27 protein-coding genes and 8 pseudogenes are annotated in these 26,407 nt (G+C 71.7%); 20 read left to right on the forward strand and 15 right to left on the reverse strand.

Annotation, left to right across the window (positions count from 1 at the left end; all coding sequences use genetic code 11):
- Positions 1-72: 72 nt before the first annotated feature.
- On the reverse strand, positions 73-516 hold the full coding sequence (locus WKH84_RS07255; RefSeq protein ID WP_341856144.1) for a VOC family protein: 444 nt from the start codon (positions 514-516) through the stop codon (positions 73-75).
- A 155-nt stretch (positions 517-671) separates the two neighbouring features.
- Between WKH84_RS07255 and WKH84_RS07260 the strand changes: the two genes are divergently transcribed.
- The 12 genes and pseudogenes from WKH84_RS07260 to WKH84_RS07315 all read left to right on the forward strand — a co-directional run bounded on the left by WKH84_RS07260 (position 672) and on the right by WKH84_RS07315 (position 10,262).
- Positions 672-1,148 carry a VOC family protein gene (locus WKH84_RS07260; RefSeq protein ID WP_341856145.1) on the forward strand — a complete coding sequence of 159 codons (477 nt, stop codon included), beginning with the start codon at positions 672-674 and terminating at the stop codon, positions 1,146-1,148.
- A 206-nt stretch (positions 1,149-1,354) separates the two neighbouring features.
- A pseudogene (locus WKH84_RS07265) lies at positions 1,355-1,672 on the forward strand (DMT family transporter); the annotation flags it as partial.
- 211 nt (positions 1,673-1,883) lie between these two features.
- On the forward strand, positions 1,884-2,207 hold the full coding sequence (locus tag WKH84_RS07270) for a DMT family transporter (RefSeq protein WP_341856807.1): 324 nt from the start codon (positions 1,884-1,886) through the stop codon (positions 2,205-2,207).
- Positions 2,208-2,784: 577 nt separating this feature from the next.
- Positions 2,785-4,584 carry a BCCT family transporter gene (locus tag WKH84_RS07275; RefSeq protein WP_341856146.1) on the forward strand — a complete coding sequence of 600 codons (1,800 nt, stop codon included), beginning with the start codon at positions 2,785-2,787 and terminating at the stop codon, positions 4,582-4,584.
- A 2-nt stretch (positions 4,585-4,586) separates the two neighbouring features.
- Positions 4,587-4,775 carry a hypothetical protein gene (locus WKH84_RS07280; RefSeq protein WP_341856147.1) on the forward strand — a complete coding sequence of 63 codons (189 nt, stop codon included), beginning with the start codon at positions 4,587-4,589 and terminating at the stop codon, positions 4,773-4,775.
- Positions 4,768-5,013 (forward strand): aldehyde dehydrogenase family protein, encoded by a 246-nt coding sequence (locus WKH84_RS07285; protein WP_341856148.1) that lies wholly within the window; start codon positions 4,768-4,770, stop codon positions 5,011-5,013. Before WKH84_RS07280 ends, WKH84_RS07285 begins: the two co-directional genes overlap by 8 nt.
- Positions 4,988-6,250 (forward strand): annotated as a pseudogene (locus WKH84_RS07290) (aldehyde dehydrogenase family protein). Before WKH84_RS07285 ends, WKH84_RS07290 begins: the two are co-directional and overlap by 26 nt.
- A gap of 78 nt (positions 6,251-6,328) precedes the next feature.
- Entirely contained in the window at positions 6,329-7,918 is a 1,590-nt protein-coding gene (locus WKH84_RS07295; protein ID WP_341856149.1) for a GMC family oxidoreductase N-terminal domain-containing protein, read from the forward strand.
- A gap of 396 nt (positions 7,919-8,314) precedes the next feature.
- Positions 8,315-9,031 (forward strand): annotated as a pseudogene (locus WKH84_RS07300) (BCCT family transporter); the annotation flags it as partial.
- Positions 9,032-9,146: 115 nt separating this feature from the next.
- Positions 9,147-9,683 (forward strand): annotated as a pseudogene (locus WKH84_RS07305) (BCCT family transporter); the annotation flags it as partial.
- A 115-nt stretch (positions 9,684-9,798) separates the two neighbouring features.
- Positions 9,799-10,119 carry a hypothetical protein gene (locus tag WKH84_RS07310; protein WP_341856150.1) on the forward strand — a complete coding sequence of 107 codons (321 nt, stop codon included), beginning with the start codon at positions 9,799-9,801 and terminating at the stop codon, positions 10,117-10,119.
- Positions 10,116-10,262 (forward strand): sulfatase-like hydrolase/transferase, encoded by a 147-nt coding sequence (locus WKH84_RS07315; RefSeq protein WP_341857073.1) that lies wholly within the window; start codon positions 10,116-10,118, stop codon positions 10,260-10,262. Before WKH84_RS07310 ends, WKH84_RS07315 begins: the two co-directional genes overlap by 4 nt.
- Here WKH84_RS07315 and WKH84_RS07320 read toward each other — a convergent pair.
- Positions 10,244-11,017, reverse strand: a complete 774-nt coding sequence (locus WKH84_RS07320; RefSeq protein ID WP_341856151.1) for a methylated-DNA--[protein]-cysteine S-methyltransferase — start codon at positions 11,015-11,017, stop codon at positions 10,244-10,246. The genes WKH84_RS07315 and WKH84_RS07320 overlap by 19 nt on opposite strands.
- A 189-nt stretch (positions 11,018-11,206) precedes the next feature.
- Between WKH84_RS07320 and WKH84_RS07325 the strand changes: the two genes are divergently transcribed.
- The gene (locus WKH84_RS07325; protein WP_341856152.1) at positions 11,207-11,707 is read left to right on the forward strand and encodes an SRPBCC family protein; all 501 of its coding nucleotides are present in this window, start codon (positions 11,207-11,209) and stop codon (positions 11,705-11,707) included.
- A 759-nt stretch (positions 11,708-12,466) separates the two neighbouring features.
- Positions 12,467-12,799 carry a hypothetical protein gene (locus WKH84_RS07330; protein ID WP_341856153.1) on the forward strand — a complete coding sequence of 111 codons (333 nt, stop codon included), beginning with the start codon at positions 12,467-12,469 and terminating at the stop codon, positions 12,797-12,799.
- A 33-nt stretch (positions 12,800-12,832) separates the two neighbouring features.
- On the opposite strand, the gene WKH84_RS07335 is transcribed toward WKH84_RS07330, so the two are convergent.
- From WKH84_RS07335 to WKH84_RS07350, 4 genes and pseudogenes are all read right to left on the reverse strand, one after another.
- On the reverse strand, positions 12,833-13,777 hold the full coding sequence (locus tag WKH84_RS07335) for an alpha/beta fold hydrolase (RefSeq protein ID WP_341856154.1): 945 nt from the start codon (positions 13,775-13,777) through the stop codon (positions 12,833-12,835).
- A 234-nt stretch (positions 13,778-14,011) separates the two neighbouring features.
- A complete protein-coding gene (locus WKH84_RS07340) occupies positions 14,012-15,472 on the reverse strand; it encodes a hypothetical protein (protein ID WP_341856155.1) in 1,461 nt (486 codons plus the stop codon).
- 322 nt (positions 15,473-15,794) lie between these two features.
- Positions 15,795-16,151, reverse strand: a pseudogene (locus tag WKH84_RS07345) (excinuclease ABC subunit UvrA); the annotation flags it as partial.
- A 14-nt stretch (positions 16,152-16,165) separates the two neighbouring features.
- Positions 16,166-16,504, reverse strand: coding sequence for a hypothetical protein (locus WKH84_RS07350; protein WP_341856156.1), 339 nt, complete (start codon positions 16,502-16,504; stop codon positions 16,166-16,168).
- Positions 16,505-16,624: 120 nt separating this feature from the next.
- Here WKH84_RS07350 and WKH84_RS07355 point away from each other — a divergent pair.
- Positions 16,625-18,255 (forward strand): annotated as a pseudogene (locus WKH84_RS07355) (alkaline phosphatase D family protein); the annotation flags it as partial.
- Between the two features lie 336 nt (positions 18,256-18,591).
- Here the strand turns inward: WKH84_RS07355 and WKH84_RS07360 are convergent.
- From WKH84_RS07360 to WKH84_RS07380, 5 genes are all read right to left on the reverse strand, one after another.
- Positions 18,592-18,759, reverse strand: coding sequence for a hypothetical protein (locus WKH84_RS07360; RefSeq protein WP_341857074.1), 168 nt, complete (start codon positions 18,757-18,759; stop codon positions 18,592-18,594).
- Positions 18,760-18,960: 201 nt separating this feature from the next.
- Positions 18,961-19,722, reverse strand: coding sequence for a DUF6357 family protein (locus tag WKH84_RS07365; RefSeq protein WP_341856808.1), 762 nt, complete (start codon positions 19,720-19,722; stop codon positions 18,961-18,963).
- Positions 19,719-19,973 (reverse strand): hypothetical protein, encoded by a 255-nt coding sequence (locus WKH84_RS07370; RefSeq protein WP_341857075.1) that lies wholly within the window; start codon positions 19,971-19,973, stop codon positions 19,719-19,721. Before WKH84_RS07370 ends, WKH84_RS07365 begins: the two co-directional genes overlap by 4 nt.
- Positions 19,974-20,132: 159 nt before the next feature.
- The gene (locus tag WKH84_RS07375) at positions 20,133-20,702 is read right to left on the reverse strand and encodes a hypothetical protein (protein WP_341857076.1); all 570 of its coding nucleotides are present in this window, start codon (positions 20,700-20,702) and stop codon (positions 20,133-20,135) included.
- Positions 20,630-21,427: a condensation domain-containing protein gene (locus WKH84_RS07380; protein ID WP_341856157.1), complete on the reverse strand. Its 798-nt coding sequence runs from the start codon at positions 21,425-21,427 to the stop codon at positions 20,630-20,632. Before WKH84_RS07380 ends, WKH84_RS07375 begins: the two co-directional genes overlap by 73 nt.
- A 47-nt stretch (positions 21,428-21,474) precedes the next feature.
- Between WKH84_RS07380 and WKH84_RS07385 the strand changes: the two genes are divergently transcribed.
- Positions 21,475-22,281 carry an alpha/beta hydrolase gene (locus WKH84_RS07385; RefSeq protein WP_341856158.1) on the forward strand — a complete coding sequence of 269 codons (807 nt, stop codon included), beginning with the start codon at positions 21,475-21,477 and terminating at the stop codon, positions 22,279-22,281.
- On the opposite strand, the gene WKH84_RS07390 is transcribed toward WKH84_RS07385, so the two are convergent.
- Both WKH84_RS07390 and WKH84_RS07395 read right to left on the reverse strand, forming a co-directional pair.
- Positions 22,268-22,753 (reverse strand): GNAT family N-acetyltransferase, encoded by a 486-nt coding sequence (locus tag WKH84_RS07390; protein ID WP_341856159.1) that lies wholly within the window; start codon positions 22,751-22,753, stop codon positions 22,268-22,270. The two genes, WKH84_RS07385 and WKH84_RS07390, sit on opposite strands and share 14 nt — an antisense overlap.
- Positions 22,746-22,928, reverse strand: coding sequence for a hypothetical protein (locus WKH84_RS07395; RefSeq protein ID WP_341856160.1), 183 nt, complete (start codon positions 22,926-22,928; stop codon positions 22,746-22,748). Before WKH84_RS07395 ends, WKH84_RS07390 begins: the two co-directional genes overlap by 8 nt.
- Positions 22,929-23,125: 197 nt before the next feature.
- On the opposite strand from WKH84_RS07395, the gene WKH84_RS07400 reads away from it, so the two are divergent.
- From WKH84_RS07400 to WKH84_RS07410, 3 genes and pseudogenes are all read left to right on the forward strand, one after another.
- A complete protein-coding gene (locus WKH84_RS07400) occupies positions 23,126-23,845 on the forward strand; it encodes a histidine phosphatase family protein (RefSeq protein WP_341856161.1) in 720 nt (239 codons plus the stop codon).
- A gap of 5 nt (positions 23,846-23,850) precedes the next feature.
- Positions 23,851-24,418, forward strand: a pseudogene (locus WKH84_RS07405) (DUF3090 domain-containing protein).
- Positions 24,418-25,185 (forward strand): annotated as a pseudogene (locus WKH84_RS07410) (SCO1664 family protein). The pseudogenes WKH84_RS07405 and WKH84_RS07410 overlap by 1 nt, the downstream one beginning before the upstream one ends.
- A gap of 58 nt (positions 25,186-25,243) precedes the next feature.
- Here the strand turns inward: WKH84_RS07410 and WKH84_RS07415 are convergent.
- A complete protein-coding gene (locus tag WKH84_RS07415) occupies positions 25,244-25,630 on the reverse strand; it encodes a VOC family protein (RefSeq protein ID WP_341856809.1) in 387 nt (128 codons plus the stop codon).
- 50 nt (positions 25,631-25,680) lie between these two features.
- Positions 25,681-26,139: an AAA family ATPase gene (locus WKH84_RS07420; RefSeq protein ID WP_341856810.1), complete on the reverse strand. Its 459-nt coding sequence runs from the start codon at positions 26,137-26,139 to the stop codon at positions 25,681-25,683.
- Here WKH84_RS07420 and WKH84_RS07425 point away from each other — a divergent pair.
- Positions 26,110-26,232 carry a hypothetical protein gene (locus WKH84_RS07425; RefSeq protein ID WP_341857077.1) on the forward strand — a complete coding sequence of 41 codons (123 nt, stop codon included), beginning with the start codon at positions 26,110-26,112 and terminating at the stop codon, positions 26,230-26,232. The genes WKH84_RS07420 and WKH84_RS07425 overlap by 30 nt on opposite strands.
- The last annotated feature ends 175 nt before the right edge of the window (positions 26,233-26,407 follow it).

Genomic DNA, 26,407 nt, shown 5'->3' on the forward strand with positions numbered 1-26,407 from the left:
CCCGATGGCACGCCGTGCCGCGTCCCGTCGGCCGCTCCTCCGGTCGCCTCGGCCCGCCGCCGGCCCTCCGGCTCAGTCCCCGGTCCCGCCGAGTTGCTCGGCGAGCATGCCCAGGATCCCGCTCGGGCCGCGCAGGTAGGTCAGGCGGTAGACGTCCTCGTAGGTCGCCACGCCCCGCACGGGACGGCGACCGTGACGCGCCGCGATCTCGAGCGCCGCGTCGAGATCCTCGACCCGGAAGGCGACGCGGTGCATGCCGATCTCGTGCGGGCGCGTCGGGGCGGTCTCGATCGCCTCGGGGTGGAGGTACTCGAACAGCTCCAGTCGCCCGCTCCCGTCGGGCAGTCCGAGCGACGCGATCCGCGCGTGGTTGTCGTCCAGCCCCACGGCGGTCGACGCCCATTCGCCCTGCACGGTGTCGGTCCCGAGCACGGTCAGGCCCAGGTCGGTGAAGAAGGCGATCGCCTCCTCGAGATCACGCACCGCGATCCCGACGTTCTCCATGTGGATGCTCATGCCGCGCACGATAGACCCGCCCCTCCGCGGCGGGCAGGGCCCGCAGTGCGCAGGATCGGACCTACCTGCGGCGGCGCCACGGCTCTACTGTGAGCGCACGACGGGCCGCCGGCCCGCACCGACCCGCAGCACCGACACTGCAGGAGGACAGCCCCATGACCACCATCGGCACCTGTCTCTGGTTCGACGGCCGCATCGACGAGGCCGCCGAGTTCTACGTCTCCCTCGTCGAGGACTCCCGGATCCTCCAGCGCACCGTCTACGAGGCCGGCGGCGGCCCGCCGGACGGTCCCGATATGACCGGTCAGGCGCTCACCGTCGACCTGGTGCTCGGCGGGGTGCCGTACACGCCGCTGAACGGCGGGCCCGCCTTCCCGCTGTCGGAGGCGGTCTCGATCATGCTCACCGTCGAGTCGCAGGAGGAGGTCGACCGGCTGTGGGAGGCGCTGATCGCCGACGGCGGCGCGGAGTCGCAGTGCGGCTGGTGCCGTGACCGGTTCGGCCTGTCCTGGCAGGTGATCCCGCGGCGGCTGAACGAGTCGCTGCAGGGCCCGCACGCCGAGGCGGTGACGCGCGAGATGATGACGCAGACGAAGCTCGACGTCGCCCGGCTCGAGGCCGCCGCCGGCTGAGCGGACCGCACCGCCCGACAGCAGGCGGGACGCCCGCGCCGCCCGGCGACAGGGCCTTCCGACCTGCGGGCGGGCCGACCGAGCCGTGAGACCCGCGCCGGCGTTTCGCCCTCGCGTCCGACCGAGGAGCACGATGGAGGCATGCCCTCCCCCGTCGCCCCCGCCGCACCGTCCCCCCGGCGGCGCCCTGGCTCGCCGCCGCCGCGGTGATCTTGCTGTGGGCGTCCTCCTTCATCGTCATCCGCTTCTCCGGTGCGCACCTCTCCCCCGGCGCGATGACGCCGCTGCGGATGGTGACCGCGGTGCTGGTGATGCTCCCGCTCGAGCTGACCGGGCGGGTGCGGACGCCGCGGAACGGCAGGATGTGGGCCGGGGTGCTCGCCTGGGGCGTGGCCTGGTTCTGCGTGTACTCGGTGGTGCTCAACGCCTCGGAGCTGTTCCTGGATCCCGCGACCGCCGCGATGCTCGTGAATCTCGCGCCGCTGATCGTGGCCGTCGCCTCCGGCGTGCCGCTCGGCGAGGGACTGTCCCTGCGGTCGCTCGTCGGCGTCGTGATCGCGCTGTGCGGGATCGGGCTGATCACCCTGGCCACCTCGACCGGGCACGTGGAGGGACCGGGGCTCGTGCTCGGGCCGCTCGCGGCCGTGCTCTACGCCGGCGTGCGTGCTGGGGCAGAAGCCGCCGCTGGCCCACATCGACTCGACCTCGATGACCGTCGTCGGGATGACGGCGGGGATGCTGGCCTGCCTGCCCTTCGCCCCGCGGCTCGTCGCGGAGCTGAGCCGTGCCCCGGCCTCGGCGATCGCGGCGGTGGTGTACATGGGCGTGTCGCCCACCGCGGCCGCCTTCCTGCTGTGGGGCTACGCCCTCACCCACACGCCGGCCGGGGTGCTCACCTCCTCCTCCCTGATCGTCCCCGCGATCACGGTGGTGCTCGCCTGGACGATCCTCGGCGAGGTGCCGCCGCCGCTCGCCGCGCTCGGCGGCGTGCTGTGCCTGGCCGGCGCCGCGGTCGCGATCCTGCCCGCGATGCTCGCGTCCCTGCGCTCCCGGACGTGAGCGCGGCCACCCTCCTCGCCTGCCCGACGGCGCGCGCGGGCCGGGGGGCGCACGGACATCGCAGGACGAGGAAGTCCACCTGCCGCCTCACTGCGCAGGTCAGGGCGATCCCGGGACGATCCCGGCAATCCCGCGCAGTCGCCTGACTGGTTCCTCACGAATCGTCCCGGGAACTGGAGCATCCGACAATCCGTTCCTAGAGTCATGCTCGGTCGGCGGCCAGGGACAGCGTCCGCGCAGGAGCAGCGGTCCTCGCTCGCCGAGCCGGATCTCCCCGTCGGATCGCTCGTGCCGCGAGCGGTCCTGTCCCGAGCGTCGACCGAGAGGATCGTGATGGCCGAGGCCCCGCCCGCCCCCAGCGCACAGAAGGAGGGAGGTGCTCGGCCCGCGCACTCCCGCGTGAACCTGCCGGTCTTCGTCGGCACCTCCGTGATCATCGTGGCGTTCGTGCTGTTCGCCGCGATCTGGCCCGGAGCCGCCGAGACCGCGATCTTCGGCTCGATGGCATGGATCGCGACGAACTTCGGCTGGTACTACGTCCTGACCGCCGCGATCGTGGTCGTCTTCGTCGTCGCTCGTGGCGCTCTCCCGCGTGGGCCGCACCCGGATGGGCCCGGACCACTCCGTGCCGAAGTACAACCTCTTCACCTGGGCGGCGATGCTGTTCGCCGCCGGCATCGGCGTGGACCTGATGTTCTTCGGCATCTCGGGCCCGGCCACCAACATCCTCACCCCGCCCGATGCGCCGGCGGGCTCCGACGAGGCCGCCCGGATGGCGACGATCTGGACGATCTTCCACTACGGCATCCCCGGCTGGGCGATGTACGCGCTGATGGGCATGGCCTTCGGCCTGTTCGCCTATCGCTACCACCTGCCGCTGTCGATCCGCTCGGCGCTCGCACCGATCTTCGGCCGGCGCATCCACGGCGCCGTCGGCCATGTCGCCGAGATCGGCTCGACGATCGGCACGATCTTCGGGATCTCCGTCTCCCTCGGCATCGGCGTGGTGTTCCTGAACTACGGGCTCTCCGCCCTGTTCGGGATCCCGAACTCGATCGCGGTGCAGATCGCTCTGATGGCGCTCGCGGTCGGCATCACGATCGTCTCGACCGTCTCCGGCGTCGACAAGGGCATCCGTCGCCTCTCCGAGCTCAACGTCTCGCTGGCGATCGCACTGATGCTGTGGGTGCTCTTCTCCGGGCAGACCCACCAGCCGCTCAACGCCCTCGTCCAGAACATCGGCGACTTCTTCTCCCGCTTCCCCGGGATGATGATGAACACCTTCGCCTACACCGACGGCGCCGCCGACTACCCCTCCGACCAGTGGATGGCGGACTGGACCCTGTTCTTCTGGGCGTGGTGGATCGCCTGGGCGCCCTTCGTGAGCCTGTTCCTGGCGCGCATCTCCCGTGGCCGCACCCTTCGCGAGTTCGTCGTCGGCGTGTCGCTGATCCCCTTCTCGTTCATCCTGCTGTGGGTGTCGATCTTCGGGAACGCCGCGCTGAGCTTCGCAGGCGACGGAGACTTCCTCGACCTCGCCGTGAACCAGCCCGAGTCCGGCTTCTTCAACCTGCTCGAGCAGTACCCGGGTGCGCTCTTCACCGTCTCGCTCGCCGTGGTGACGGGATTGTTCTTCTACGTCACCTCCGCGGACTCCGGCTCGCTGGTGATGGCGAACATGACCTCGAAGGCCTCCAGCACGGACTCCGACGGCCCGCCCTGGGCGCGGATCGTATGGGCCGTGATCACCGGCGCGCTCACCCTCGTGATGCTCTTCATCGACGGGGTGTACACCCTCCAGGCCGCGACCGTGGTGGTGGGCCTGCCGCTGTCGATCCTGGTGTACCTGGTGATGCTCAGCCTGTGGAAGGTGTCGCGCACCGAGCAGATGGACCTCGACGCCCGCACCGCGGCCCTGCCCGGCGTGCTCACCTCCCGGGTGCGCGGCGGCGAGTCCCACGACCGCGTCCCGTGGTGGCAGCGCGCCTGCGGGGCCGCATGTCCTACGCCGACGAGGGCAGGGCCCGCGCCTTCGTGGCGGAGGTCGCGACCCCCGCCGTCGAGGAGGTCGCCTCGGAGCCGCGCGCCCTCGGCGCGGACGTCTCCTGCCATCGCGGCGAACATCCCGACCACGGCGTGCCGTACATCGACCTGGTCGTCTCGTTCCCTCATGCCGAGGACTTCAAGTATCAGGCCTACCCGGTCGCGTACTCGGTGCCGAGCTTCGCCGCGAACCTCTCCACCGTGCGGGACGTCTACTACCGCATCGAGATCTTCTCGCGCACCGGCTCCCGCGGACGCGACATCATGGGGTACACGAAGGAGCAGGTCATCAGCGACGTCCTGGACGCCTACGACGCTCACATCATGTACCTGACGATGAGCGACGAGATCGGCACCGCCACCGGCACGATCCCTGTCACCGCCCCGGACACCTGGGACGACGCCGACCACGTCGACGCCGAGCCCGAGGGCGCCCAGGGGGAGGACCACCGGTCCGATGCGACCCAGCCCGACCAGCCCACCGACCCCGCCACCGCGCGGACGACGAAGGAGAACCATGACTGAGAGCCCCGCGACCCTGTTCATCGACGGCGCCTGGGTGCCGTCCTCCACCGGTGAGACCCGCACGATCACCTGTCCGGCCGACGGCACCGAGGTGGGCGTGGTCTCCGAGGCCGGCGCCGAGGACGTCGAGCGCGCGATCCTCGCCGCCCGCGCCGCCTTCGAGCGCGGCGAGTGGTCCGGCACCCCGGCCGCCCGGCGCGGCGACTTCCTCTTTGCGCGTCGCGGACCGCCTGGCTGAGCGGAAGGACGAGTTCGCCAGCGCCGAGGCGCAGGACACCGGCAAGCGTCTGGTCGAGGCCGAGGGCGACATGGACGACATCGCCTCCTGCTTCCGCTACTTCGGGAAGATCGCCGACCAGGACCCGGGCCGTCTGGTCGACGCGGGCGATGCCTCGGTGATCTCCCGCGTGGTCCGCGAGCCCGTCGGCGTGTGCGGCATGATCACGCCGTGGAACTTCCCGCCGCTGCAGGCCGCGTGGAAGATCGCGCCCGCCCTCGCGGCCGGCAACGCCTTCGTGATCAAGCCCGCCGAGCTCACCCCGCACACCGCGATCCTGATGATGGAGGTGCTCGACGAGCTCGGGCTCCCCAAGGGCGTGGCGAACCTGGTGCTCGGCGACGGCGGCACCGTCGGCGCCCCGCTGTCCTCCCACCCGGAGATCGACCTGGTCTCCTTCACGGGCGGCCTGGTCACCGGGCGGAAGATCGCCGAGTCCGCTGCGAAGGGCATCAAGAAGGTCGCCCTCGAGCTCGGCGGGAAGAACCCCAACGTCGTCTTCGCCGACGCGGACTACGAGGCGGCGCTCGACAACGCGCTGAACGCCGGCTTCCTCGACTCGGGCCTGGTGTGCTCGGCGGGCACGCGTCTGATCATCCACGAGTCCATCGCCGAGCGATTCGTCGACGACCTCGTCGCCCGCGCCGAGGGCATCGTCATGGGCGGCCCCTTCGACGAGAGCGCGGAGACCGGTCCGCTGATCTCGAAGGCCCACCGCGAGAAGGTCACCGACTACGTGAAGCGCGGCGTCGAGGCCGGGGCGCGGGCGCGCACCGGCGGCCACTGGGGCGGCCCCGAGCACGAGAAGGGCTTCTTCTACGCCCCGACGGTGCTGGACCGCGCACCCGGGACAACCCTGCCGTGATCGAGGAGGGCTTCGGCCCGGTGATCACGGTGGAGACCTTCTCCACCGAGCAGGAGGCGATCGAGATCGCCAACCACACCGAGTACGGCCTGGCCGGCGCGGTGTGGACCTCCGACGCGGGCACCGCGAACCGGGTCTCGCGCGCCGCGCCACGGCACGATCTGGATCAACGACTACCACCCCTACCTGCCGCAGGCGGAGTGGGGCGGCTTCAAGATGTCCGGGTTCGGCCGCGAGCTCGGCGCCACGGGTCTCGAGGAGTACACCGAGGCCAAGCACATCTACCAGAACACCGAGCCGGCCGTCTCCGGCTGGTTCCCCCGCAAGGGCTGACCGCCCCCGCGCCGTCCCGCGCGGCACCGTGCGGGACGGCGCGCCTCGCCCCACCCCTCTCAGCAGGAAGCAGAAGAGATGACCCAGAAGGACCTCACGTCCGAGAACCCCATCGTCGAGTACGACTACATCGTGGTCGGCGGCGGCTCCGCCGGAGCCGTCGTCGCCGCACGCCTCAGCGAGGACCCGAGCCTCGAGGTGGCGCCGCTCGAGGCCGGCCCGCACGACCTCGACCACGAGGAGGTGCCGCAGCTGAAGCGCTGGCCGGAGCCGCTGGAGTCGGGGCTGGACTGGGACTACCCGATCGAGCCGCAGGAGAACGGCAACTCCTACATGCGCCATGCGCGCGCGAAGGTGCTCGGCGGTCGCTCCTCCCACAACTCCTGCATCGCCTTCCACCCGCCGGCGGAGGACATGGACCTGTGGGAGCAGTCGGGCGCCGAGGGCTGGGGCTCGAAGGACATGATCCCGCTCATCGAGCGGCTCGAGAACAACCGCGACCGCGAGGGCGCCGGCCACGGCGACGCGGGCCCCGTCGAGCTGATGGACGCCCCGGCCGACGACAAGCTCGGCATCGCCCTGCTGGACGCCTGCGAGCAGGCCGGGATCCCCCGCGCCCGCTTCAACGACTTCTCCACCGTCGTCAACGGCGCGAACTGGTTCCAGGTCAACCGCCAGGCCGACGGCACCCGCGCCTCCTCCTCCGTCTCCTACCTCCACCCGATCCGGGACCGGGAGAACCTGCACGTCCTCACCGGGCACCAGGTCATGCAGGTCCTCTTCGACGAGGACCAGCGGGCCACGGGCGTGGAGTACATCGACAACGCCTTCGACCGCTCCTCGATCATGCACGCCCGCAAGGAGGTCATTCTCTCCGCCGGCGCGATCGACTCGCCGAAGTCGCTGATGCTCTCGGGGATCGGCCCCGCCGACCACCTTCGCGAGGTGGGCATCGAGGTGCGCGTGGACTCCCCCGGCGTCGGCTCGAACCTGCAGGACCACCCCGAGGCGGTCATCTCCTGGGAGTCGACGCAGAAGATGACGCGCGAGTCCACCCAGTGGTGGGAGATCGGGATCTTCACCCCCACAGAGGAGGGTCTGGACCTGCCGGACCTGATGATGCACTACGGCTCGGTGCCCTTCGACATGCACACCCGCCGCCAGGGCTACCCCACCTCCCCGGAGTCCTTCGCCCTGACCCCGAACATCACCCACGCCCGCTCCCGCGGCACGGTGCGCCTGCGCACGATCGACTACCGCGACAAGCCGAAGGTCGATCCGCGCTACTTCACCGACGAGGAGGGCCACGACATGCGCGTGGCCGTCGCGGGCATCCGCAAGGCCCGCAAGATCGTCGCCCAGTCCGGGATGGACGCCTACCGCGGCCGGGAGCTGTTCCCGGGCGAGGACGTGCAGAGCGACGAGGAGATCGCCGACTACGTCGCGAAGACGCACAACACCGTCTACCACCCGGCCGGGACGGTGCGGATGGGCGCGGCCGACGACGAGATGTCGCCGCTGGACCCGCAGCTGCGGGTCAAGGGCGTCACGGGCCTGCGGGTCGTGGACGGCTCGGTCATGCCGCGCCTGGTCGCGGTGAACCCCAACATCACCACGATGCTGATCGGCGAGCGCGCCTCCGACCTGATCCGCGAGCAGCAGGCCTGACCCGCCCCCACGGGGCCTGATCCGCGCACTCCGCGAGGCCGTGCCCCCTCCGCGAGACCGTGCCCCGAGACCGCGCCGGGCAGGGCCGTCCATCGGCCCTGCCCGGCGTTGCAGCACCCGCACCGCGATTCGCTTCCCCCACTCCCCACGAACGGAGACCTTGTGAACACCGAGGACGACCCCCACCAGAGAACGGAGCAGACCCACCGCTCCGCGCCGCGACGTCGAGCCGCCCGCCGCTCGGACAAGCTGGCGACCTTCGACTACGCACGCCCCAAGTACCCCCACAACATCCACCCCGCCCTCGTGCCCGGCATCGCCATCGACGAGCAGCGCCGCCGCTACAGCATCGACAAGTTCGTCCTCGCCGTGGCCGGGGTCCTCGCCGTCGGATTCGTGATCTGGGGCATCGTCGCCACGGACAGCGTCAGCGTGGTCGCGAACGCGGCCTACGGCTGGGTGATGGAGCACCTGGGGTGGCTGTTCAACGCCGTCGCCACCATCGTGCTGGTGACCATGCTGGTCCTGGCCTTCACCCGCTACGGCAAGATCCCGCTGGGCAAGGACGATGAGCGTCCCGAGTTCTCGACCTTCAGCTGGGTGGCGATGCTGTTCGCCGCCGGGCTCGGCATCGGCGTGATGTTCTGGGGCCCCTCGGAGCCGCTGACCTACTTCCTGTCCCCGCCGCCGCTGACGGATGAGCCGGAGTCCACCGGAGCCATGCACCGGGCCCTGGCGCAGACCTACTTCCACTGGGGCTTCCACGCCTGGGCGATCTACGCGCTGGTGGGCGGTGCGGTCGCCTACTCCGCATACCGACGCGGCCGCACCCTGCTGATGTCCTCCGTGTTCGAGCGCTTCTTCGGCAAGAAGCGCTCCGAGGGCTGGGCCGGCCAGCTGGTGGACATCTTCGCGATCATCGCCACCCTGTTCGGCACCGCCGCCGCCCTGGGCATCGCCGCCCTGCAGATCGGCGAGGGCGTCGTCATCGTCTCCGGCGTCTCCGAGCTGACCAACACGGTGCTGGTGCTGATCATCGCCGTGCTCTCGATCGGCTTCGTGATCTCGGCGGTCTCGGGCGTCTCCCGCGGCATCCGCTACCTCTCCAACACCAACATCGTGCTGACGATCGGCTTCGCCGGGCTGATCTTCCTGCTCGGCCCCACGCTGCTCGCTGAACCTGGTGCCCTCCGGGGTCATGGAGTACTTCAACTCGATGATGGAGATGATGGGGCGCTCGGCCTCCTGGGGCCAGGACACGCTCGACTTCCAGTCCGCCTGGACCGTCTACTACTGGGCCTGGTGGATCTCCTGGTCGCCCTTCGTCGGCATCTTCATCGCCCGCATCTCCCGCGGGCGCACGATCCGGCAGTTCATCCTGGGCGTCATCTTCATCCCCTCCGCGTCGCTCTTCGTGGCCTACGGCGTGATGGGCGGCACCGCCATCTCCATGTACCGCGACGGGAAGCTCGGGGAGATCGACACGGTCAACCCGGCCCAGGTGCTCTTCGACATGGTGGAGAACCTGCCGTTCTCGCAGTTCATGCCGCCGCTGATCATGGCGATCCTGGCGATCTTCTTCATCACCGCCGCGGACTCCGCCTCGGTGGTGATGGGCATCCTCACCACGCGCGGCGACCAGAACCCGCCCAAGCCGGTGGTGGTGTTCTGGGGCATGGTGATGGGCGGCATCGCCCTGGTGATGCTGCTGCTGGGCGACGAGTCCGCGCCGCAGGGCCTGCAGTCGCTGGTGATCATCACCGCGGTGCCCTTCGCGATCATCGTTCTGCTGCTGATCATCGCCTGGTTCCGGGAGCTGAACACCGATCCGCGCACGCGCGCGCGACAAGTACGCGGACACCGCCCTGCGCAACGCCGTCGTGACGGGCGTGGACAAGTACGACGACGACTTCGAGCTCCAGGTGGTCCCCTCCGAGCCCGGGACCGGTGCCGGAGCGGGCGTCGAGTCCACGCACTCCGACTACACCGACTGGTACCGCCGCACCGATGCGGACGGCAAGCCTGTGGGCTACGACTTCGAGACCGACACCTGGGCCGACGGCTGGGAGCCGGAGAACGCCGACGACGACGGCGCAGACACCGACCGCGCGGACGCCGTCAGCGCCGGCTCCGCCGCCGCCGACCCCGACGACTCCGCCGCCGGCGACGCCGACACCGACACGAGGAGGAGCGAGTCATGACATTGACCAGACCGAACATCGTCCTGATCCAGGCGGACCAGATGGCCGCGCAGGCCCTCGGCGCCTACGGCGATCGGGCCGCACGCACACCGCACATGGACCAGCTGGCCGCCGAGGGGGCCGTCTACGACCCGACGTACTGAAACGCGCCGCTGTGCTCCCCTCCCGGGGTGCAGATCACGGCCTCGAAGGGCGGGCGGAACCGGGTGATGCGCAGTCCGGGGCGCTCCCGCACCTGTGCGGCGAACAGTGGGTCCGCGCCGAGGTGCGCATCGACCGGGTCGAGGTCCGCGTCGAGGTCGAAGAAGTGCGCGGTGCGGCGCTCCGTCCCCGCCATCATGCCTCCCCGGGGATCGGGTCGTTCCGGGTCGGGGCCCGTCCTAGAAGAGTCGCTCGGCGCGGCGCGTTCGGCGGGCTCCTCGAGCTCGAGCAGGGTGCGCTTCCGCTCGAGCCCGCCCGCGTAGCCGGTGAGGGAGCCGTCGGCGCCGACCACGCGATGGCAGGGCACGAGGATGCTCAGCGGGTTCCGTCCCACGCACTGGCCGACGCGCTGGGCGAGACCGCGGGAGCCGAGCCGTTCGGCGAGCGCGCCGTAGGTGGTCGTGGCGCCGTAGGGGATCTCGCACAGCGGCGCCCACACCCGTTCGGAGAAGTCGTCCCCGCCGGTGCGCGGCGGCAGGTCGAACTCCCGCCGCTCGCCCGCGAGGTACTCGGTCAGCTGGTCACGGGCTCGGGCCAGCGGCGGATCGGCGTCCGGCTCGACCTCGACGCCGAGCTGTTCGGCCGTCGGCGGATGCCAGTGCCCGGGGAAGTACAGCCCGGTCAGCGCCTTCCCGTCGGCCGAGAGGCTCAGGTCGCCGAGGGCGGTCGGGAGCGTGGTGTGGCGGGGGCCATCCATGGGGGTCTCCTCTGCTCTGTCACCACGTAGTCGTCCCGGCGGGGGCGGATGTGAGGTCGCAGGGCCTCGACCCCGAATCGCGCCGCGGGAGCCGTCGTCCTCTGGTCGTGCGTCGCGCCGTGAAGGCCGCCCGGAATGTCGCCCGTCGCGGGGCGTGCGCCCTGGTCCGTCGCAGGCGAGAATCGTCCCATGAAGTTCACGATCCCGCTCACCATCGCCCTGCCCCGGCGCCGCGTGCTCGAGTCGCTCTCGGACCCCGCGCATCATCCCTCCTGGTCGCGCGGACTCGTCGCCCATGAGCTGGTCGAGGGGCGGGAGGGGCACGTCGGCGCGATCTCCCGCGTCGAGATGCGCTCCGGATCGAGCACGATGGAGGCGCGGGAGACGATCACCCGGCGCGATCCCGAGCGGCTCGAGGATCTCCCCGCCGACGTGGTGGTCCACTACGAGCGGGAGCTCGTCGCCGAGGGGATGTGGTCCGCGGCGAAGGAGCATCTGCACGACCTCGGCGACGGCACCACGCTGTGGGAGAGCGAGAACGAGTACCGCTTCTCCGCGGCGCCGATGCGGTCGCTCGCCCCGCTGATGCGCGGCACCTTCCGGAAGCAGACCCTCGCCCACATGGAGGACTTCCGGGCCTTCGCCGAGCACGGCACGGACGTGCGCGGGGAGGAGGGGCGACCGAGCTGAGAGCCGGAACGACCGCCGCGGTCGCCCCCCTTGCCGCCGCCTCGGCCCACCGGGCCGGCACCTCCGGCGCGAACGGGCTCAGCGGGCGCCGGAGGTGTCCTGGCTGAAGGTGTTCCACCACCGATCCCCGCGCTTCTGCCAGAGCGAGGTGATGAAGAACGTCTCCGCGTGACCTGCTCGCCCGGGGCGCGGGCATCGGCGCGGTAGCTCAGCAGCACGGCGTCCTCCCACACCCGCAGCGGCCGTGCCTCGGACAGCGCGAAGGACTCGGTGATCGGCCCGTCGGCCAGCTGGTCGAGATGGCGCTCGAGGTCGTTGAACCCGCCGGCGTCCACGCCGAGGAAGTCACCCGGCAGCAGCTCCCGTTCGGCCGCGGCGTCCCCCGTGACCTGCGCCTGCCACACCTGCTCCTCGAGCGCGAGGAAGAACTGCACGTCGTCGGGTTCCATGCGCTCATCGTGGCACGCACCCGTCCGGAGTACGCTCGCAGGGGCGGACCGGGGGCGGCGCGCCGCGGCAGGACCGAGATCGCACAGGGGGCGGGGATGGCACGAGCGGACGTGGAGAAGCGCTGGAACGAGTTCCACCGCACGGGCCTCCTGACGGTGCGGGTCAGCCCCCTCAAGATCGTGGCCATGACGCTGGCGAGCCTCGTCATGGCGATCATCCTCGCGCCGCTGGCCCTCGCCTTCTTCCTCGACGACGGCGCGACCGCGCTCAAGGGCTGGATCGGCGTGCTCTTCGTGCCGCTTCTTCCTCGTGATCGCCGTCCTCGAGGCGAGGAAGCTGGCGCGGAAGGACCAGCTGGCCGTGAGCCGTCACGGGATCACGATCTCCGCACACCGGCGGGGCGAACGCGCCCGCGAGATGGGACTGCGCTGGGAGGAGATGACGCACGTCGAGCTCTACCGCGGCTCCCCGCAGTCCCCCAGCGACAACGTCCGGATCCACCTCGCTCACGGCGCCGGGGCGACGGTGGAGGGGGACGTCAGCCGCGGCTACCTCAACCTTTTCGACGGCTTCGCAATGTCGAAGCGGGATCTCGCCGAGCCGCTGGAGGCGATTCGGGCCTACCTGGTGGCACAGCGGTAGCTCGGCGCGCTCGCCGTCCGTCGGCCCAGCCCTTCAGCCCTCCGTCACGCGATCGGCGAAGGCGAGGATCTCCTGCACCACGTCCTCGCGGGTGGTGGGCTCGTTGTGGACCTCGTGGCGCACGCCCGGGTAGACGCGGGTGCGCACGTCGGTGCGGCCGGCCTCGTGCAGACGGTTGGCGACGTGGAGCGCACCCTCGCCGTAGTTCGCCACCGGGTCCTGGTCGCCGGCGAGGATCAGCACGGGCAGTCCCGCAGGCAGGTCGGAGTAGAACGCCTCGGAATTCGCCCGGTCGTAGACGTCCACGAAGCCCTGGAGGAAGCGGGCGCTCATGGGGGCACCGAAGTTGTTGAGGGGGTCGCGGCCGTGGTCGGCGACGACGTCCTCGTCGAGCGCGACCCAGGCGGTGGGCCCGGCGCTCTCGCCGAAGCGGTCGAGGAACCCGTCGAAGAGCTGGCCGACGAACTCCTCGGGGACGGGCTCTGCTCGCTGCGCACCGGTGGCGAGGGCGGCGAGCGCCTCGCGGTCGATGCTCGCCTCGATCCCTCGCATCTGCGCCGCGATCCCGCCGAGCACCAGACCGGCGAGCCGCGCCTGCGGTGCGGTCGCGACCACGCGCGCGATCATCAAGCCCCAGCTGTGGCCGTAGAGGACGTGCGGCAGACCCGGCAGGATCTCACGGGCACGAGCCTGGAGCGCGAGCTCGTCCTCGACGACGACGCGCGCCGCCTCGTCCCCGGCGTCCGCCCAGATCCCCGAGCGCATCGCGGTCGCGCCGTGGCCTGCGTGGTCGCCCGCGAGGACGGCGAAGCCATCGTCGACGAGGGCGCTGATCACATGCAGGTAGCGGCGGGAGTGCTCGCCGAGCCCGTGGACGATCTGCACGATCCCGCGCGGTGCGACCGCGGGCACGTGCGACCACGCCTGGATCTCGTCGCGACCGTTCGCGGAGGGGAAGGTGATCTCGTGCAGGGCCATGGGGTCTCCTCGTGCCGGGGCGCCGCGCCTCTGCGCACGGCCGTGGCCAGCCTAGCCGTGGAGGGTCCGCGCCCTCGTCAGTTGATGATCTCGGCGGCCGGTCCCCGCCGTCGGCGTGTCCCACGTGATCCCCCGAGGCGCCCCCTCATCGGCGCACGAGCGGTCGCTCGGAGCGCGGCATCTCGGCCCCGCGGCGACGACGGCCGACGAGGGGTCCCGCACGCGCCGTCGCCGTCATCCGCCCAGGTGGCGGCGCAGGTGGCCGCCCGTGAGGCTGTCGTCGTCGGCGGCGATCTGCTCGGGGGTGCCGCGGGCGACGAGGCGGCCGCCCGCGGCGCCTCCGCCCGGTCCCATGTCGATCACACAGTCGGCGTTGGCGATCAGGTCGAGGTCATGCTCGATGACCAGGACGGTCGCGCCGTTGTCGACGAGCCGGTCCAGGACGTGCACGAGGGTGCGCACGTCCAGCGGGTGCAGGCCGACGCTCGGCTCGTCGAAGACGAACACGGCGTCGCGCTGGGTGCGGCCCATCTGCCCGGCGAGCTTGAGGCGGCGCGCCTCGCCGCCCGAGAGGGCCGGGGTGTCCTCGCCCAGGGTGAGATAGCCGAGCCCAAGGTCGACCAGGGTCTCGAGGGTGCGGCGGACGGCGCGGACGTCGCCGACGAGCTCGATCGCCTCGGCGACGGTGGCGGAGAGCAGGCCGGGCAGGGTCACGTTTCCTCGCCGGATCTCCTCGGCCTCGGGGGCGTAGCGGTCGCCCTCGCAGTCGGGGCAGTCGATGTCGACGTCGGGCAGGAACTGCACGTCGAGCTCGATGCGGCCCGTGCCCTCGCAGCGGGGACAGCGCAGGGAGCCGGTGTTGTAGGAGAAGTCGCCCATGGTCAGTCCGCGCTCCTGCGCGGCCGGGGTGCGGGCGAACTCGCGGCGCAGGGGGTCCAGCACGCCCGAGTAGGTGGCGACGGTCGAGCGGACGTTCACGCCGATCGGGGTCGCGTCGATGCGGTGGACATGCCGGACCCCGTCGGCCTCGAGCGCACGGACATGATCGGGCAGGTCGCGGCCCTCGCTGCTCGCGCGCAGGGCGGGCACGAGAGTCTCGAGCACCAGGGTGGTCTTGCCCGAGCCGGAGACGCCGGTGACCGCGGTGAGCCGGCCTCGGGGGACGCGGACGTCGAGCTCCCTCACGGTGTGCGGCGGGGCGCTCTCCAGGCGGATCGCGCCGTGCGCGAAGACGTCCTGCTCGGCGGCGCGCTCGCGGACGACGATCTCCTCGCGGCCGTCGAGGAACGGGCCGAGCCGGGAGGCGGGGTCGGCGCTGATCGCGTCGACGGGACCCTGGGCGATGACGGTGCCGCCGTCGCCGCCCGCGCCGGGGCCGATCTCGAGGATCTCGTCGGCCTCGCGCGCAGCGCGCACGTCGTGGTCGACCATGAGCACGGAGTTGCCGTCCGCCAGCAGGTCGCCGATCAGCTCGACGAGTCCGTCGATGTTCGAGGGGTGCATGCCGATGCTGGGCTCGTCGAGCACGTAGAGGACGCCGGTGGTGCGGTTGCGGACGGCGCGGGCGAGCTGGGCGCGCTGGCGCTCCCCGGTGGAGAGGGTGGTGCCGGCGCGGTCCAGGGAGAGGTAGCCGAGCCCGAGGTGGACGAGGCGCTCGGCCATCTGCAGGAACTGGTCGACGAGGCCCCGCGCCATCGGGTGCATCTCGGAGGAGGGGCTCGATGATCCTCGGCGCCCAGTCCAGGAGCTCGTCGAGCGTCATCGCAGAGGCGACGGCGAGGTCCTTCCCGTCGATCTCGGGTTCCCGCGCCGCGGGCGAGAGCCGCGTGCCCTCGCAGGCGGGGCAGGTGCGCTCGACCAGGAAGCGGGAGACGCGGGCGAGACGCTTCTCGTCGTGGGCGCGGCGCGGCTCCTCGGTGACCGTGAGGCGGGCGTTGCGGAAGGTGAAGTCGAGGTCGTGGGCGCCCTTCTTCGAGCGGATCGTGATCTCCTTCTTCTCCTCGGGACCGTCCAGGACGATGTCCTTCTCCCAGTCCTCGAGGTCCCGCCAGGGCACGTCGGTGCGCACCCCGAACTCGCGGGCGATGTCCGGTCGCACCTTCCAGCCGAACATGTTCCAGGGCTTCACGGCGCCCTCGTCGAGGGTCTTCGACGGGTCCGGGACCAGGGCGTCGTCGTCGACCTCGCGCACGATCCCGGTGCCCTCGCAGGCGGGACAGGCGCCCTCGGAGTTGAAGGCGAGCGCTTCGGCGCCGGGCGGGTCCACGTCCGCTCCGCACTCCGGGCAGGGATAGGGCTCCTCGGCGGCGACCAGCAGCGAGGGCGGGACGCGGTGCCCGTTCGGGCAGAGGTGGGAGGCCAGGCGCGAGTACATCAGTCGCAGCACGTTCAGCGGCTCGGTGGAGGTGCCGAAGGTGGAGCGGACGCTCGGCACCCCGGGCCGCTGGCGCGCGCGAGCGCGGCGGGGACGTGCACGACCTCGTCGACGTCCGCGCGCGGGGCCTGCGCCATGCGTCGGCGGGTGTAGGTCGACAGCGCCTCGACGTAGCGGCGGGAGCCCTCGGCGTAGACCACGCCCATGGCGAGGGAGGACTTGCCGGAGCCGGAGACGCCGGCGATCGCGACCAGGCGGTCCAGCGGGATGTCGACGTCGAGGCCGCGGAGGTTGTGCACGCGCGCTCCGCGCACCTCGATGTGGTCGGGTCGCTGCGGCTTCGCTGTGCTCATGGCCCCACGGTAGTCGCGTCTTTGCGGGGACGACGACAGGGCCGGGCGGTGACCGCCGGGCTCGCCCGGAGTTCATCGTCGGGCCACGGTCTCGTCACCCTGGCGGAGTTCACTGCCGGCATGGACAGCTTCCGCTCCCCTGCCCGTCGCACCCTCCTCAAGGGCGGCGCCGCGGGCTCCCTCGCCGCCGCGGTCCCCGCCGTCACCCCGCCCGCCGCCTCCGCCCGTCCCGCGCCCTCCCGCCCTGCCGCCGCCCGTCTGACCCTGCCCTCCGGCCTGCAGACCGGCGACGTCACCATGGACTCCGCCGTGCTCTGGTCCCGCGCCTCGGGCGAGGGCCGGCTCCACGCGGTCCTGCACGCCCTGGACCGTGAGGGCCGTCGCCTCACCTCCTCCTCGAGGGGCCGCGGGAAGGGCCACGGCCGGGACGGCGAGCCGATCGTGCGCGCGGCCCCTGGGCTACCGAGCGGACCGACTTCACCGCCCGGATCAGCGCCAGGGGCCTCCCTCCGACACGCAGTACGAGGTCGAGCTGTTCTTCGAGGACGAGAACGGGAAACGGGGCGAGGTCGGCGTCGGCCGCTTCGGGACCGCACCCGGGCACCGCTCCGACGGGGCGCAGTCCTTCGTCTGGACGGCCGACACCGCCGGCCAGGGCTACGGCATCAACCCCGACGTCGGCGGCATGTTCGGCTACGAGGCGATGCGCGCCGTGGAGCCCGACTTCTTCCTCCACGCCGGGGACACGATCTACGCCGACGGCCCGATCGAGGAGAGCATCGAGGAGCCCGACGGCACGATCTGGCGCAACCTGGTCACCGACGAGGTCACGAAGGTGGCCGAGACCCTGCGGGAGTTCCGCGGCCGCCACAGCTACAACCTGAGGGACGAGAACGTCCGCGCGCTGTACGCCGAGGTCCCGGTCATCGCCACCTGGGACGACCACGAGACCACCAACAACTGGTGGCCCGGCGAGGTGCTGGAGGACGACCGCTACAGCGTCGTCGATGTGGACACCCTTGCCGCCCGCGGCCGACGCGCCTGGCAGGAGTACCAGCCGATCGCCGACGTCCGCTCGCTGAAGCCCGGCACCGGCTTCGAGCCGGAGCGGATCTACCGGAAGATCTCCCGCGGTCCGGCGCTGGACGTGTTCGTGCTCGACATGCGCACGCACAAGGGCGAGAACACCGATGGGAGGGAGCCGCGCGCCACGTCGATGCTCGGCGAGGAGCGGCTGCAGGTGGGCGCTGAAGGGTCTGCGTCGCTCACAGGCGACCTGGAAGGTGATCCTCGCGGATCTGCCGCTGGGGATCGTGGTGCCCGACGGCGAGGGCCAGGAGTCGATCGCCAACGCCGAGGACGGCGCGCCCCTGGGCCGTGAGCTGGAGCTCGCGCGCCTGCTGTCGGGGATCAAGTCCCAGCGCACCCGCAACGTCGTCTTCCTCACCGGCGACGTCCACTACTGCGCCGCGCACCACTATTCCCCCGAGCGGGCCGCGTTCACCGACTTCGACCCGTTGTGGGAGTTCGTGGCCGGGCCGATCAACGCCGGCTCCTTCGGCCCCAACGAGATGGACGGCACCTTCGGCCCCGAGGTCGACTTCCAGAAGGCCGGCCCCGCGATGGGCTCCCCGCGCGACGGGAAGGGCCAGTTCTTCGGCCGGGTGGAGATCGCGCCCGACGGAGAGGAGTTCACCGTCGAGCTGATCGATGCGACCGGCGAGGTGCAGTACACCCGCACGCTGACGCCGCGGCCCGCGCTGAGGGCCGGCGCCCGACGATCACGTCGGGCGCCCGAAGCGCCGAGGATGCTCAGCGCGTCCGGGGCTCCCGGGCGTCGCTCAGCGCGCGCGCGCTTGGCGGCCTTGTTGATCGCGCGGCGTCCGGCGCGCTTGCCCACGGCCTCGGGGCCCTGCTTGACGGCCCGGGCGTCTCCCTGGGCCCTTCGCAGCTTCCACAACCAGTTCAGCATTCTCACCCTCCTCGGGTGTCGGGGTCCTCGACCCTACGCGGCCTCGCGGCATGACGACACCGTCCCAGCGTGCGAGCCGATCGTGGGGGTGCGTGGGCCCGGCCGGATCTCCGGCTCACCCTCGGTGGTCGTCCGGGTCGGCGCCCGTCGCAAGGGTCGCCGGCGGCTCGCGCCAGGTGAGTCGCACCGGACCGGGCGTCGACCGGAGCGCCTCAGCGAGGTCCTCGGTCGCGTCCAGGAGCGAGTCGAACCCGTCCTCCCTCGCGGAGTCCAGGACGATCACCCACCCATCCCCGTCGACCCGCGGCGCGGTCTCGGCGGAGAACCCGCCTCAGAAGTGGACGCGGACGCCGTCCGGGACGGAGTCGTCCAGGACCTGCGTGAGGGGTGCGAGAAATCGTTCCACCGCACGCTCCGCCGCTGGCCCGGTGATAGTCGCCTCGACCTGCACGGACGTGTCCACCTCGAAGGGCCAGTCCTGGAGCTACCCGATGGTGGGCATGAAGGAGGGGATCTCGGCGTCCTCGTCCCCGCGACCCTCCGGACTCGACCGGGCCGAGGAGTCATCCGCCGAGGTCGGATCGTCCGCGCTCCCGGCCACCGTGACGACGTAGTCGCGTGCGATCACCGAGGTGGCCGCGAACCAGGCGCTCGAGCGGACGCGCGCCTGGTGCGCGTCGAATGCGGAACGGTCCACGAACTGCTCGGAGACGCTCCAGACCAGCGGGTCCTCGGTCGGCTCGACTGCGAAGCGGAGGCACCCGGGCTCTGCCAGGGTGAGGGCGACGTGCTCGGGCAGGTGCGGGATGCTCGCCCGGTGCGCGACGAGGTCGCGTCGGTCGACGTGGAGGCCCCGCATCGTCGCGTCGATCTCCTCCGGACTGCTCAGCAGGATCGGGTCCAGGAGCGCGGCGGCGGCCTGCTCGTCCCAGTCCTCGCGGATCCCGGCCTCGTAGCACAGGGGCAGCGAGCACGGCCTGCAGCGGCGACGTGCCGACGCAGGCTGGCGCGGCGCCGTCAGGTGCTCCTCGCGGAGCGGGACGGTGACGAGGCGCGGGTCGTGGAGCGCGTCCGCGCCTCCGACGACCTCGAGGCGGGAGCGAGGACTCGACGGCGCCGACGTGAAGGCGGGCGAGATCCTCGCGTGGTTGAAGGAGGAGCACGACCGCCCCGGAGCTGGACGCTCTGCTCGGGCCGTACCGCCGTCGCCCGGCTGACGGGGATAACGAACAGCCGCGCCGCTCAGTCGTCCTCGATCGTGAACTCCCCGGAGGCATCGGTGAACAGAGCGGTCTGCCCGGCGCGCGCGGTGCGGAGGAACTCCGCGACGAAGGGGAACCGCTCCGCGAAGGTGCCCGCCGCCCAGACCTCGTGGTGGGCGGCATCGTCCATGTACTCCTCGGACTCGAGGCCGGTGACCGACTGCAGGTCCTGCCCCGTGAAGGTCACCCAGCGCGGCGGGTGCTCGGCGTGCGGCTTCGAGAGGAACACCGGCATGGAAGAGGCTCTGCGCCGAAGGCGTCGAAGACATGGGTCGGGAAGGCGGGATGCGCGCTCATCGCCTCCGCCTCGCAGTGCGTTGCCGCGCTGTCACGGATTCAGAGAGATCGGCCGGCTCGCGTGAGCGCTCCGGGCCGGCGTCGGCCGCGAGGAGGATCAGCCTCCTCCGGCACTCGATCGACGCATGCGGGCGACGAGATCGTCCAGCCAGGCGCCCACGCTCTGCCGTGCCTCCGGGGTGTCCGGGTACCGGCACCGCAGGTGGATGCCGGAGGTGTCGGTGACGAACCACAGCATCACCCCGTCGGTGCGGATGCCGGCGCTGATGTACTGGGCTTCCAGGCCCTGGTTGTCGATCGTCACCGGCAGGCGACGCATGTCCAGCCACGACACGGCCAGCATCCCCGGCGCCTCGGGCATGCCGCCCCATGGCGTCATGAGCTCGGCGAGCGGATGGGAGCCGAGCCGCGCCGCCTCCTTGAGCGCGGCGGCGCAGGCCGACGGGTCGGGATCGCCGGACTCCAGCACCGAGTTCGTGATGAACCAGCCGACGGAGTCGTGCCAGCGCTGCTCGTAGCGGCTGTGCACCGGGAACACGGCTCGCAGCGCCGTGCCCGCCAGGTCCCGGGTGGTGCTCGTCATCGCGGAGATCGTCAGGGCGAGGGTCGAGACCCCCTCCTGCCGCGCCCGCTCGGAATAGGCCGCCAGAGCGTCGGCGTCGAGCACGTCCCGGACGACGACCCGCTCGGCATGGGCCAGCGGAGCTCCCAGCGGCGCGGGAAACGGGGCATCGCACCGCCGCCCGCGTCGATGACCTCGTGCCAGCGCCGCTGAACTTCCTCCGGCGCCGGGGGACGGTCCTGGAGAGCCTGCGTGTGCTCGACGAAGGCAGGCACGTGCGCCGGTGCGGGGACCTCGCCCCGCTGGATCCTGTCGAGGGCGGCCAGCAGGTCTCGGACGATGACCAGCATCGACCACATGTCCACGTGGGAGTGGTCGGCGGCGACCACGAGCGTGGGCCCGTCGGACGTCTCGATCATGCACAGCCGGTGCGAGGGTCGCGAGAGCGGTCGGCAGTGCGCGTCCAGGACGTCCTGCGGCGCGGAGCTCATCGACTGCCCTGGCGCGACCTCGTGCTCGACCCAGGTCCCGGGACCGTACGTGACCTGGTGCAGCGATGGGGGCGAATCTCCATGGTCCACGAAGACGGTGCGCAGGGTGCCGTGGGTCCGCACCACCGCCGTCCACGCGGCGGCGAGCTCGTCATGTTCGAGGGGGCCGGGCGGCCGGAAGGCGAGAGCCATCCAGGACCCGGGCCGGTCCCCGAGCCGCACGTGCCGCGCCTGGTCGAAGGAGATCGGCAGAGACCGTCCGGGCGCCGACGCCTCGAGATCGATGCCGAGCAGAGGCCCGAACGGCGACCGCAAGTGGGAGACGTGCGTGAGCCGCATGGCGCTACTATAGGCGCGACCAGCGCAGATGCAGAGGCGGCGATCAGATGCACAGGATCGAGGTCCCCGGAGCGCAGATCGCCTGGGCTTTCAGCGACGAGTCCGGCCCGCCTGTGGTCCAGTCGCACGGGCTCACCTCGAGCCGATCCCGCGATCGGTCGCTGGATCTCGATCTCGGGCGCGGGCTCTCCGACACGCGACTGCCGCGCTACGACGCGCGCGGGCACGGACACTCCACCGGCCGTCCGGTCCCGGAGGACTATCTGTGGCCCACCCTCGCCGAGGACCTGCTCGCACCTGCTCGAGGTGTGGTTCCCCGGCGAGCAGGTGCACGGCGTGGGCCCCTCCATGGGAGCGGGCACGCCGCTCCACGCGGCGGTACGGGAGCCCGACCGCTTCAGCGGGTTCACCCTCTGCTCCCGCCGACCGCCTGGGCGACGAGGGCGGCGCGGGCCGAGGAGTACCGGAGGGCCGCCACGTTCCTCGAGGCGCACGGCGTCGAGCGCGTGCTCGCGGCCGACGCCGCGGCCCCGCGTCCGCCGGCGGCACCAGGCCGCCCCGACACGGTGCCTCATGTCGCGGCGGATCTCCTGCCCGCCGTCTATCGCGGTGCGGCGCTCAGCGACCTCCCGGCGCCGGAGCAGATCGCGGGTCTCGCCCAGCCGACCACGGTGCTCGCCTGGATCGGCGACCCGGGTCACCCGGTCTCGACCGCCGAGGCGCTGGTCTCGCTCATGCCGAACGCCGCGCCGCAGGTCGCCTCGACGCCCGAGGAGGTGCGACGGTGGCCGGCCGTGCTCGCCGCCGACATCGCACGGTCGCCCAACCCCCCTGGTGCGCTCACAGACCGATGAGCAGGGGCAGGGTGTCGAACTCGGGTGCCGGATCCACCCGCGACCGGCCGTAGGTCTCGACGTCGATGCGCCGCCCGTCGATGAGGAACTTGCCGCGCTCGGTGAGCGCCCATTCCGCGACGGCCGCGGCCGGGCGGCGGGTGAGGCCGCGTCCTCGCGCGCGGTGCGTCATCCAGTACCAGAACCAGCCGCTGCGGTTCTCCTCGTCGACCGTGACGCCGATGAGCCCGATCAGCTCGTCGGCTCCGACGATCGCCCAGGCCTCGTGCGGCGAGCCCGCCTCGAGCAGGCGCGCGACATACCGCTCGGCCCCCTCCGCAGTGGTCACGTTCCCCTGGCGGGCCATGTCGCCGGCCGAGGCGAACGCCTCGTGCACCGCCGCGGCGTCGGACATGCGGAGCCGTCGCAGCGCCACGGTCTCCCTGCGGACCTCACCGGTGCGGTGCGGCTCGATCCCGTCAGAGTCAGCCATCGTCCTCCGCCTCGGGCCGCACCGCGACCAGGCCGACGTCGATCCCCGCGTGCTGGATGACGCGGGTGTGCGCCGGGGTGAACGAGTCGAGGAATCGCCGCCGCACACGCTCCGGGTCGTAGCGCCCCAGGCGCTCAAGATCCGGCCGCATGACTACCGCACGGAGCTCGGCCATCCAGGCCGCATCGTCGACGCCGCTCGGTCGAACGCTCCGCTGCTGTGTCACGCGACGAGACCAGCCGCCTGCCGGCCGCACAGTCCGGCAGGGCCGGCACCGGGGATCGGGCCGCCGGGCGACATGGAAGGGGCCCTCCCCCGTGATTGATGGACAGAGGCTGACGCGGACCTCGACCGCGCAGCTAGGCTGGAGGGATGGCGACAGTTCTCCTCGTGCGGCACGGTCGCACCACAGCCAATGCGACAGGACTGCTGGCAGGGCGGACCCCCGGTGTCGCCCTGGACGCCCACGGACGGGACCAGGCGGCGCGGACCGGGGACAGGATCGCGGCGGTGCCCGTGGCCGGCGTGGTCTCCAGCCCCCTCGATCGCTGCCTGGAGACCGCCCGGGCCATCGTCGATCGGCAGACAGGCGCTCCGCCCTCGTCGGTCGACGACGAGCTCACGGAGTGCGACTACGGGCAGTGGCAGGGCCGACGGCTCGACGAGCTCGCGAAGGAGGACCTGTGGCGGACCGTGCAGTCGCATCCCTCCGCGGTCGTCTTCCCCGGCGGCGAGTCCATGACGGGGATGCAGGCCAGGGCGGTGGCGGCGATCCGACGCCATGATGCGGAGATCGAGGCCGAGCACGGTCCGGGGGCGGTGTGGGTGGCGGTGAGCCACGGCGACATCATCAAGTCGGTCCTGGCCGATGCGCTCGGCATGCACCTGGACATGTTCCAGCGGCTCGAGGCGGGACCCGCCTCGGTGTCGATCGTGAGCTACGGCGCGAGCAGGCCGAGGGTCCTGGCGAGCAACACCGACTCCGGCGACCTGTCCTGGCTCGCGGAAGGCGCCCGCGCCGGCGACGCCGCGGTGGGCGGCGGTGCGGGAGCTCCCGCCGCCGACGGCCCGACGCCTAGGATCGTCCCATGACCGACGTGCCCGCCCATGTTCATGAGTTCGACTGGCCGGACCGGGTCGTCATCGGGACGATCGGACGTCCCGGGGCCCGGACCTTCTACCTGCAGGCGCGCACGGGCGCGCAGATCGTGAGCATCGCCCTCGAGAAGGAGCAGTCGGCCCTGCTCGCGCAGAAGATCGACGAGGTCCTCGACCAGCTCCGCGAGGTCGAGGGCAACCGCTGGAGCGTGCCCACCAGCACTCCCGTCGAGCTCGTCGACAACGATCCGCTCGAGACCGTCCAGGAGCAGTTCCGCGCCGGCACCATCGGCATCGGCTGGGACCCCACCACGGCGCAGGTGATCATCGAGGCGCATCCGCTCCCCGCCGACGATGAGCTCGACGAGGGGCTCGCAGAGGACGCGTTCGCGGAGGACTCCTTCGCCGAGGACTCCGAGATGCTCGCGTGTGAAGATGCCCGTCGGCACCGCGAGGGCGTTCACCCAGCGCACCCGCGAGGTCGTGGACGCCGGTCGTCCCCTGTGCACGCTCTGCGGCCATCCCATCGACCCCGATGGCCACACCTGCATCATCCCCGAGTCCTGATGTCCCAGGCTGACCTGGTGACCGCCGAGCTGACGCTCACCGGTCGCCTCGCGACGGCGTCGAACGCGACGTTCCTGGGCGAGCATCGGCGACGATGCGGTCGTGTACAAGCCGGTGGCGGGCGAGGCCCCTCTCTGGGACTTCCCCGGCGGGACCCTGGCCCGCCGGGAAGTGGCCTCCTTCCTGGTCTCCGAGGCCCTCGGCTGGGACGTCGTGCCGCGCACCTGGGCGCGCGACGGCCCGTTCGGCGAGGGGATGGTGCGGCTCTGGCAGGAGCGGGACCCCGATCAGAGCCCCGTGGACCTCGTCGCGGCGGACCAGGTGCCCGACACCGGCTGGCGGGCCGTCCTCGAGGGCGAGGACCAGGACGGACAGCGGATCATCCTGGTCCACGAGGACACGCCCGTGCCGCGGCGCATGGCGGTGTTCGACGTGATCGTCAACAATGCCGACCGCAAGGGCGACCACGTCCTGGCCATGGAGGGCGGGCATCGCTTCGGCGTCGACCACGGCCTCACCTTCCACCACGAGGACAAGCGCGCACCGTCCTGTGGGGCTGGCTGGGCGAGCCGCTGAACGACGAGGAAATGGACGGCACCGGTCGCGTCGCCGACGGACTGGACGGCGAGCTCGGAGGGCGCCTCGCGGACCTGCTCAGCGCCGAGGAGCTCGCGGCGCTGGCCGCACGATGCGACCGACTGCGGGCGGATGGGCTCTTCCCGGCGCCGGGCGGCGAGATGCCGGCGGTGCCGTGGCCGCTGTTCTGAGCGCGGCCACGCCCTCCGACGAGACCCCCAGGCACCGAGCGACTGCGCCGACCGCGTGTCACGTAGTCGGCGTCATCACCTCGACACGGTTGCCGAGGCCGTCGCGCGCATGGAGGCGGACGTACCCCTCGTAGGTGTCCCGCTCCGCCCAGGAGAGCTCGTAGCCGGGGTGTTCGATGCGTGCGACCGTCGCCTCGAGCTCGATGAGAGTGCCGAGGACGAGACCGGGATGAGCCTTCTCGGCCGGATGGAACGCGTCGTCCACGCCGAGATGGAGTTCGGCGGTGACCACGTTGCCGTCGAAGGCACGGAAACAGCATCCGCCCCGTCCGACGAGCGACGGCGGATTGGTCACCTCGTGCGACCCGAGCACCGCACGATAGAAGCGGCGAGCGTCATCCTCTCCGCCGCGAGGGATGGAGATCTGGACGTGATGGAGCCTGATCGCCGCCTACGTTTTATCTTGACGCCAAGATACCCCTAGCATCGAGGCCGTCACCGCACGCCGAGCCCGGTGACGAGAAGATCCGCGACCTCATCGGCAGTCCGTTCGCCTGTGTCGATCTCCGCCACGGCATCGGACCACGCCGCATAGTCGGAACGCCTGCGATGCACGTCCGCCCAGGTCGGTTCACCGACGGGCGCAAGCCCTCGATCCCTGCCATGGAGCCTCCGTCGATGCTCCTGCGCATCCGAGATCGGGACGTGCACGAACTCCATGTCTGCACCTGTTCGTGCCGCGGCAAGACGCCAGGTCTGCCGAGCCTCGTCACTGTCGTTCACCGCGTCGACGACGACATCGTGGCCGAGCCGCAGGTTCAGCTCGGCCATCGCACGCGTCGCCTCGTAGGCGGCGACCCCGACCGCCCAGCCTCGTGGCAGACCACAGGCGAGGATCGAGTCCTCGACCGCGTCGATGGACAGGTGGACCGACCCGGTGCGCGCAGCGACGATCTCGGCGACGCTCGTCTTCCCGACCCCCGGGAGACCGGAGAGCACGACGAGGCGAGCGCTCGGTGGAACCGGGAGACCTGCACGCACCTCTGAGGATCCCATCTGTTGGATCGTACGCCGCGTGAGGCGGCGGCTCCTCGACCCCATCGACCGCACGCGCGCACGACGCCCGGTCCGTCGGACGCTCGGCGGAGGGCACCGGCCCAGCGGACTTCACCGTCGGTGAGGTCGTCGGTCGCCGACAGACCGGCGGCATCGGCAACTCGTG

The sequence above is a fragment of the Brachybacterium sp. GPGPB12 genome, from assembly GCF_038396325.1.
Lineage (GTDB): Bacteria > Actinomycetota > Actinomycetes > Actinomycetales > Dermabacteraceae > Brachybacterium > Brachybacterium conglomeratum.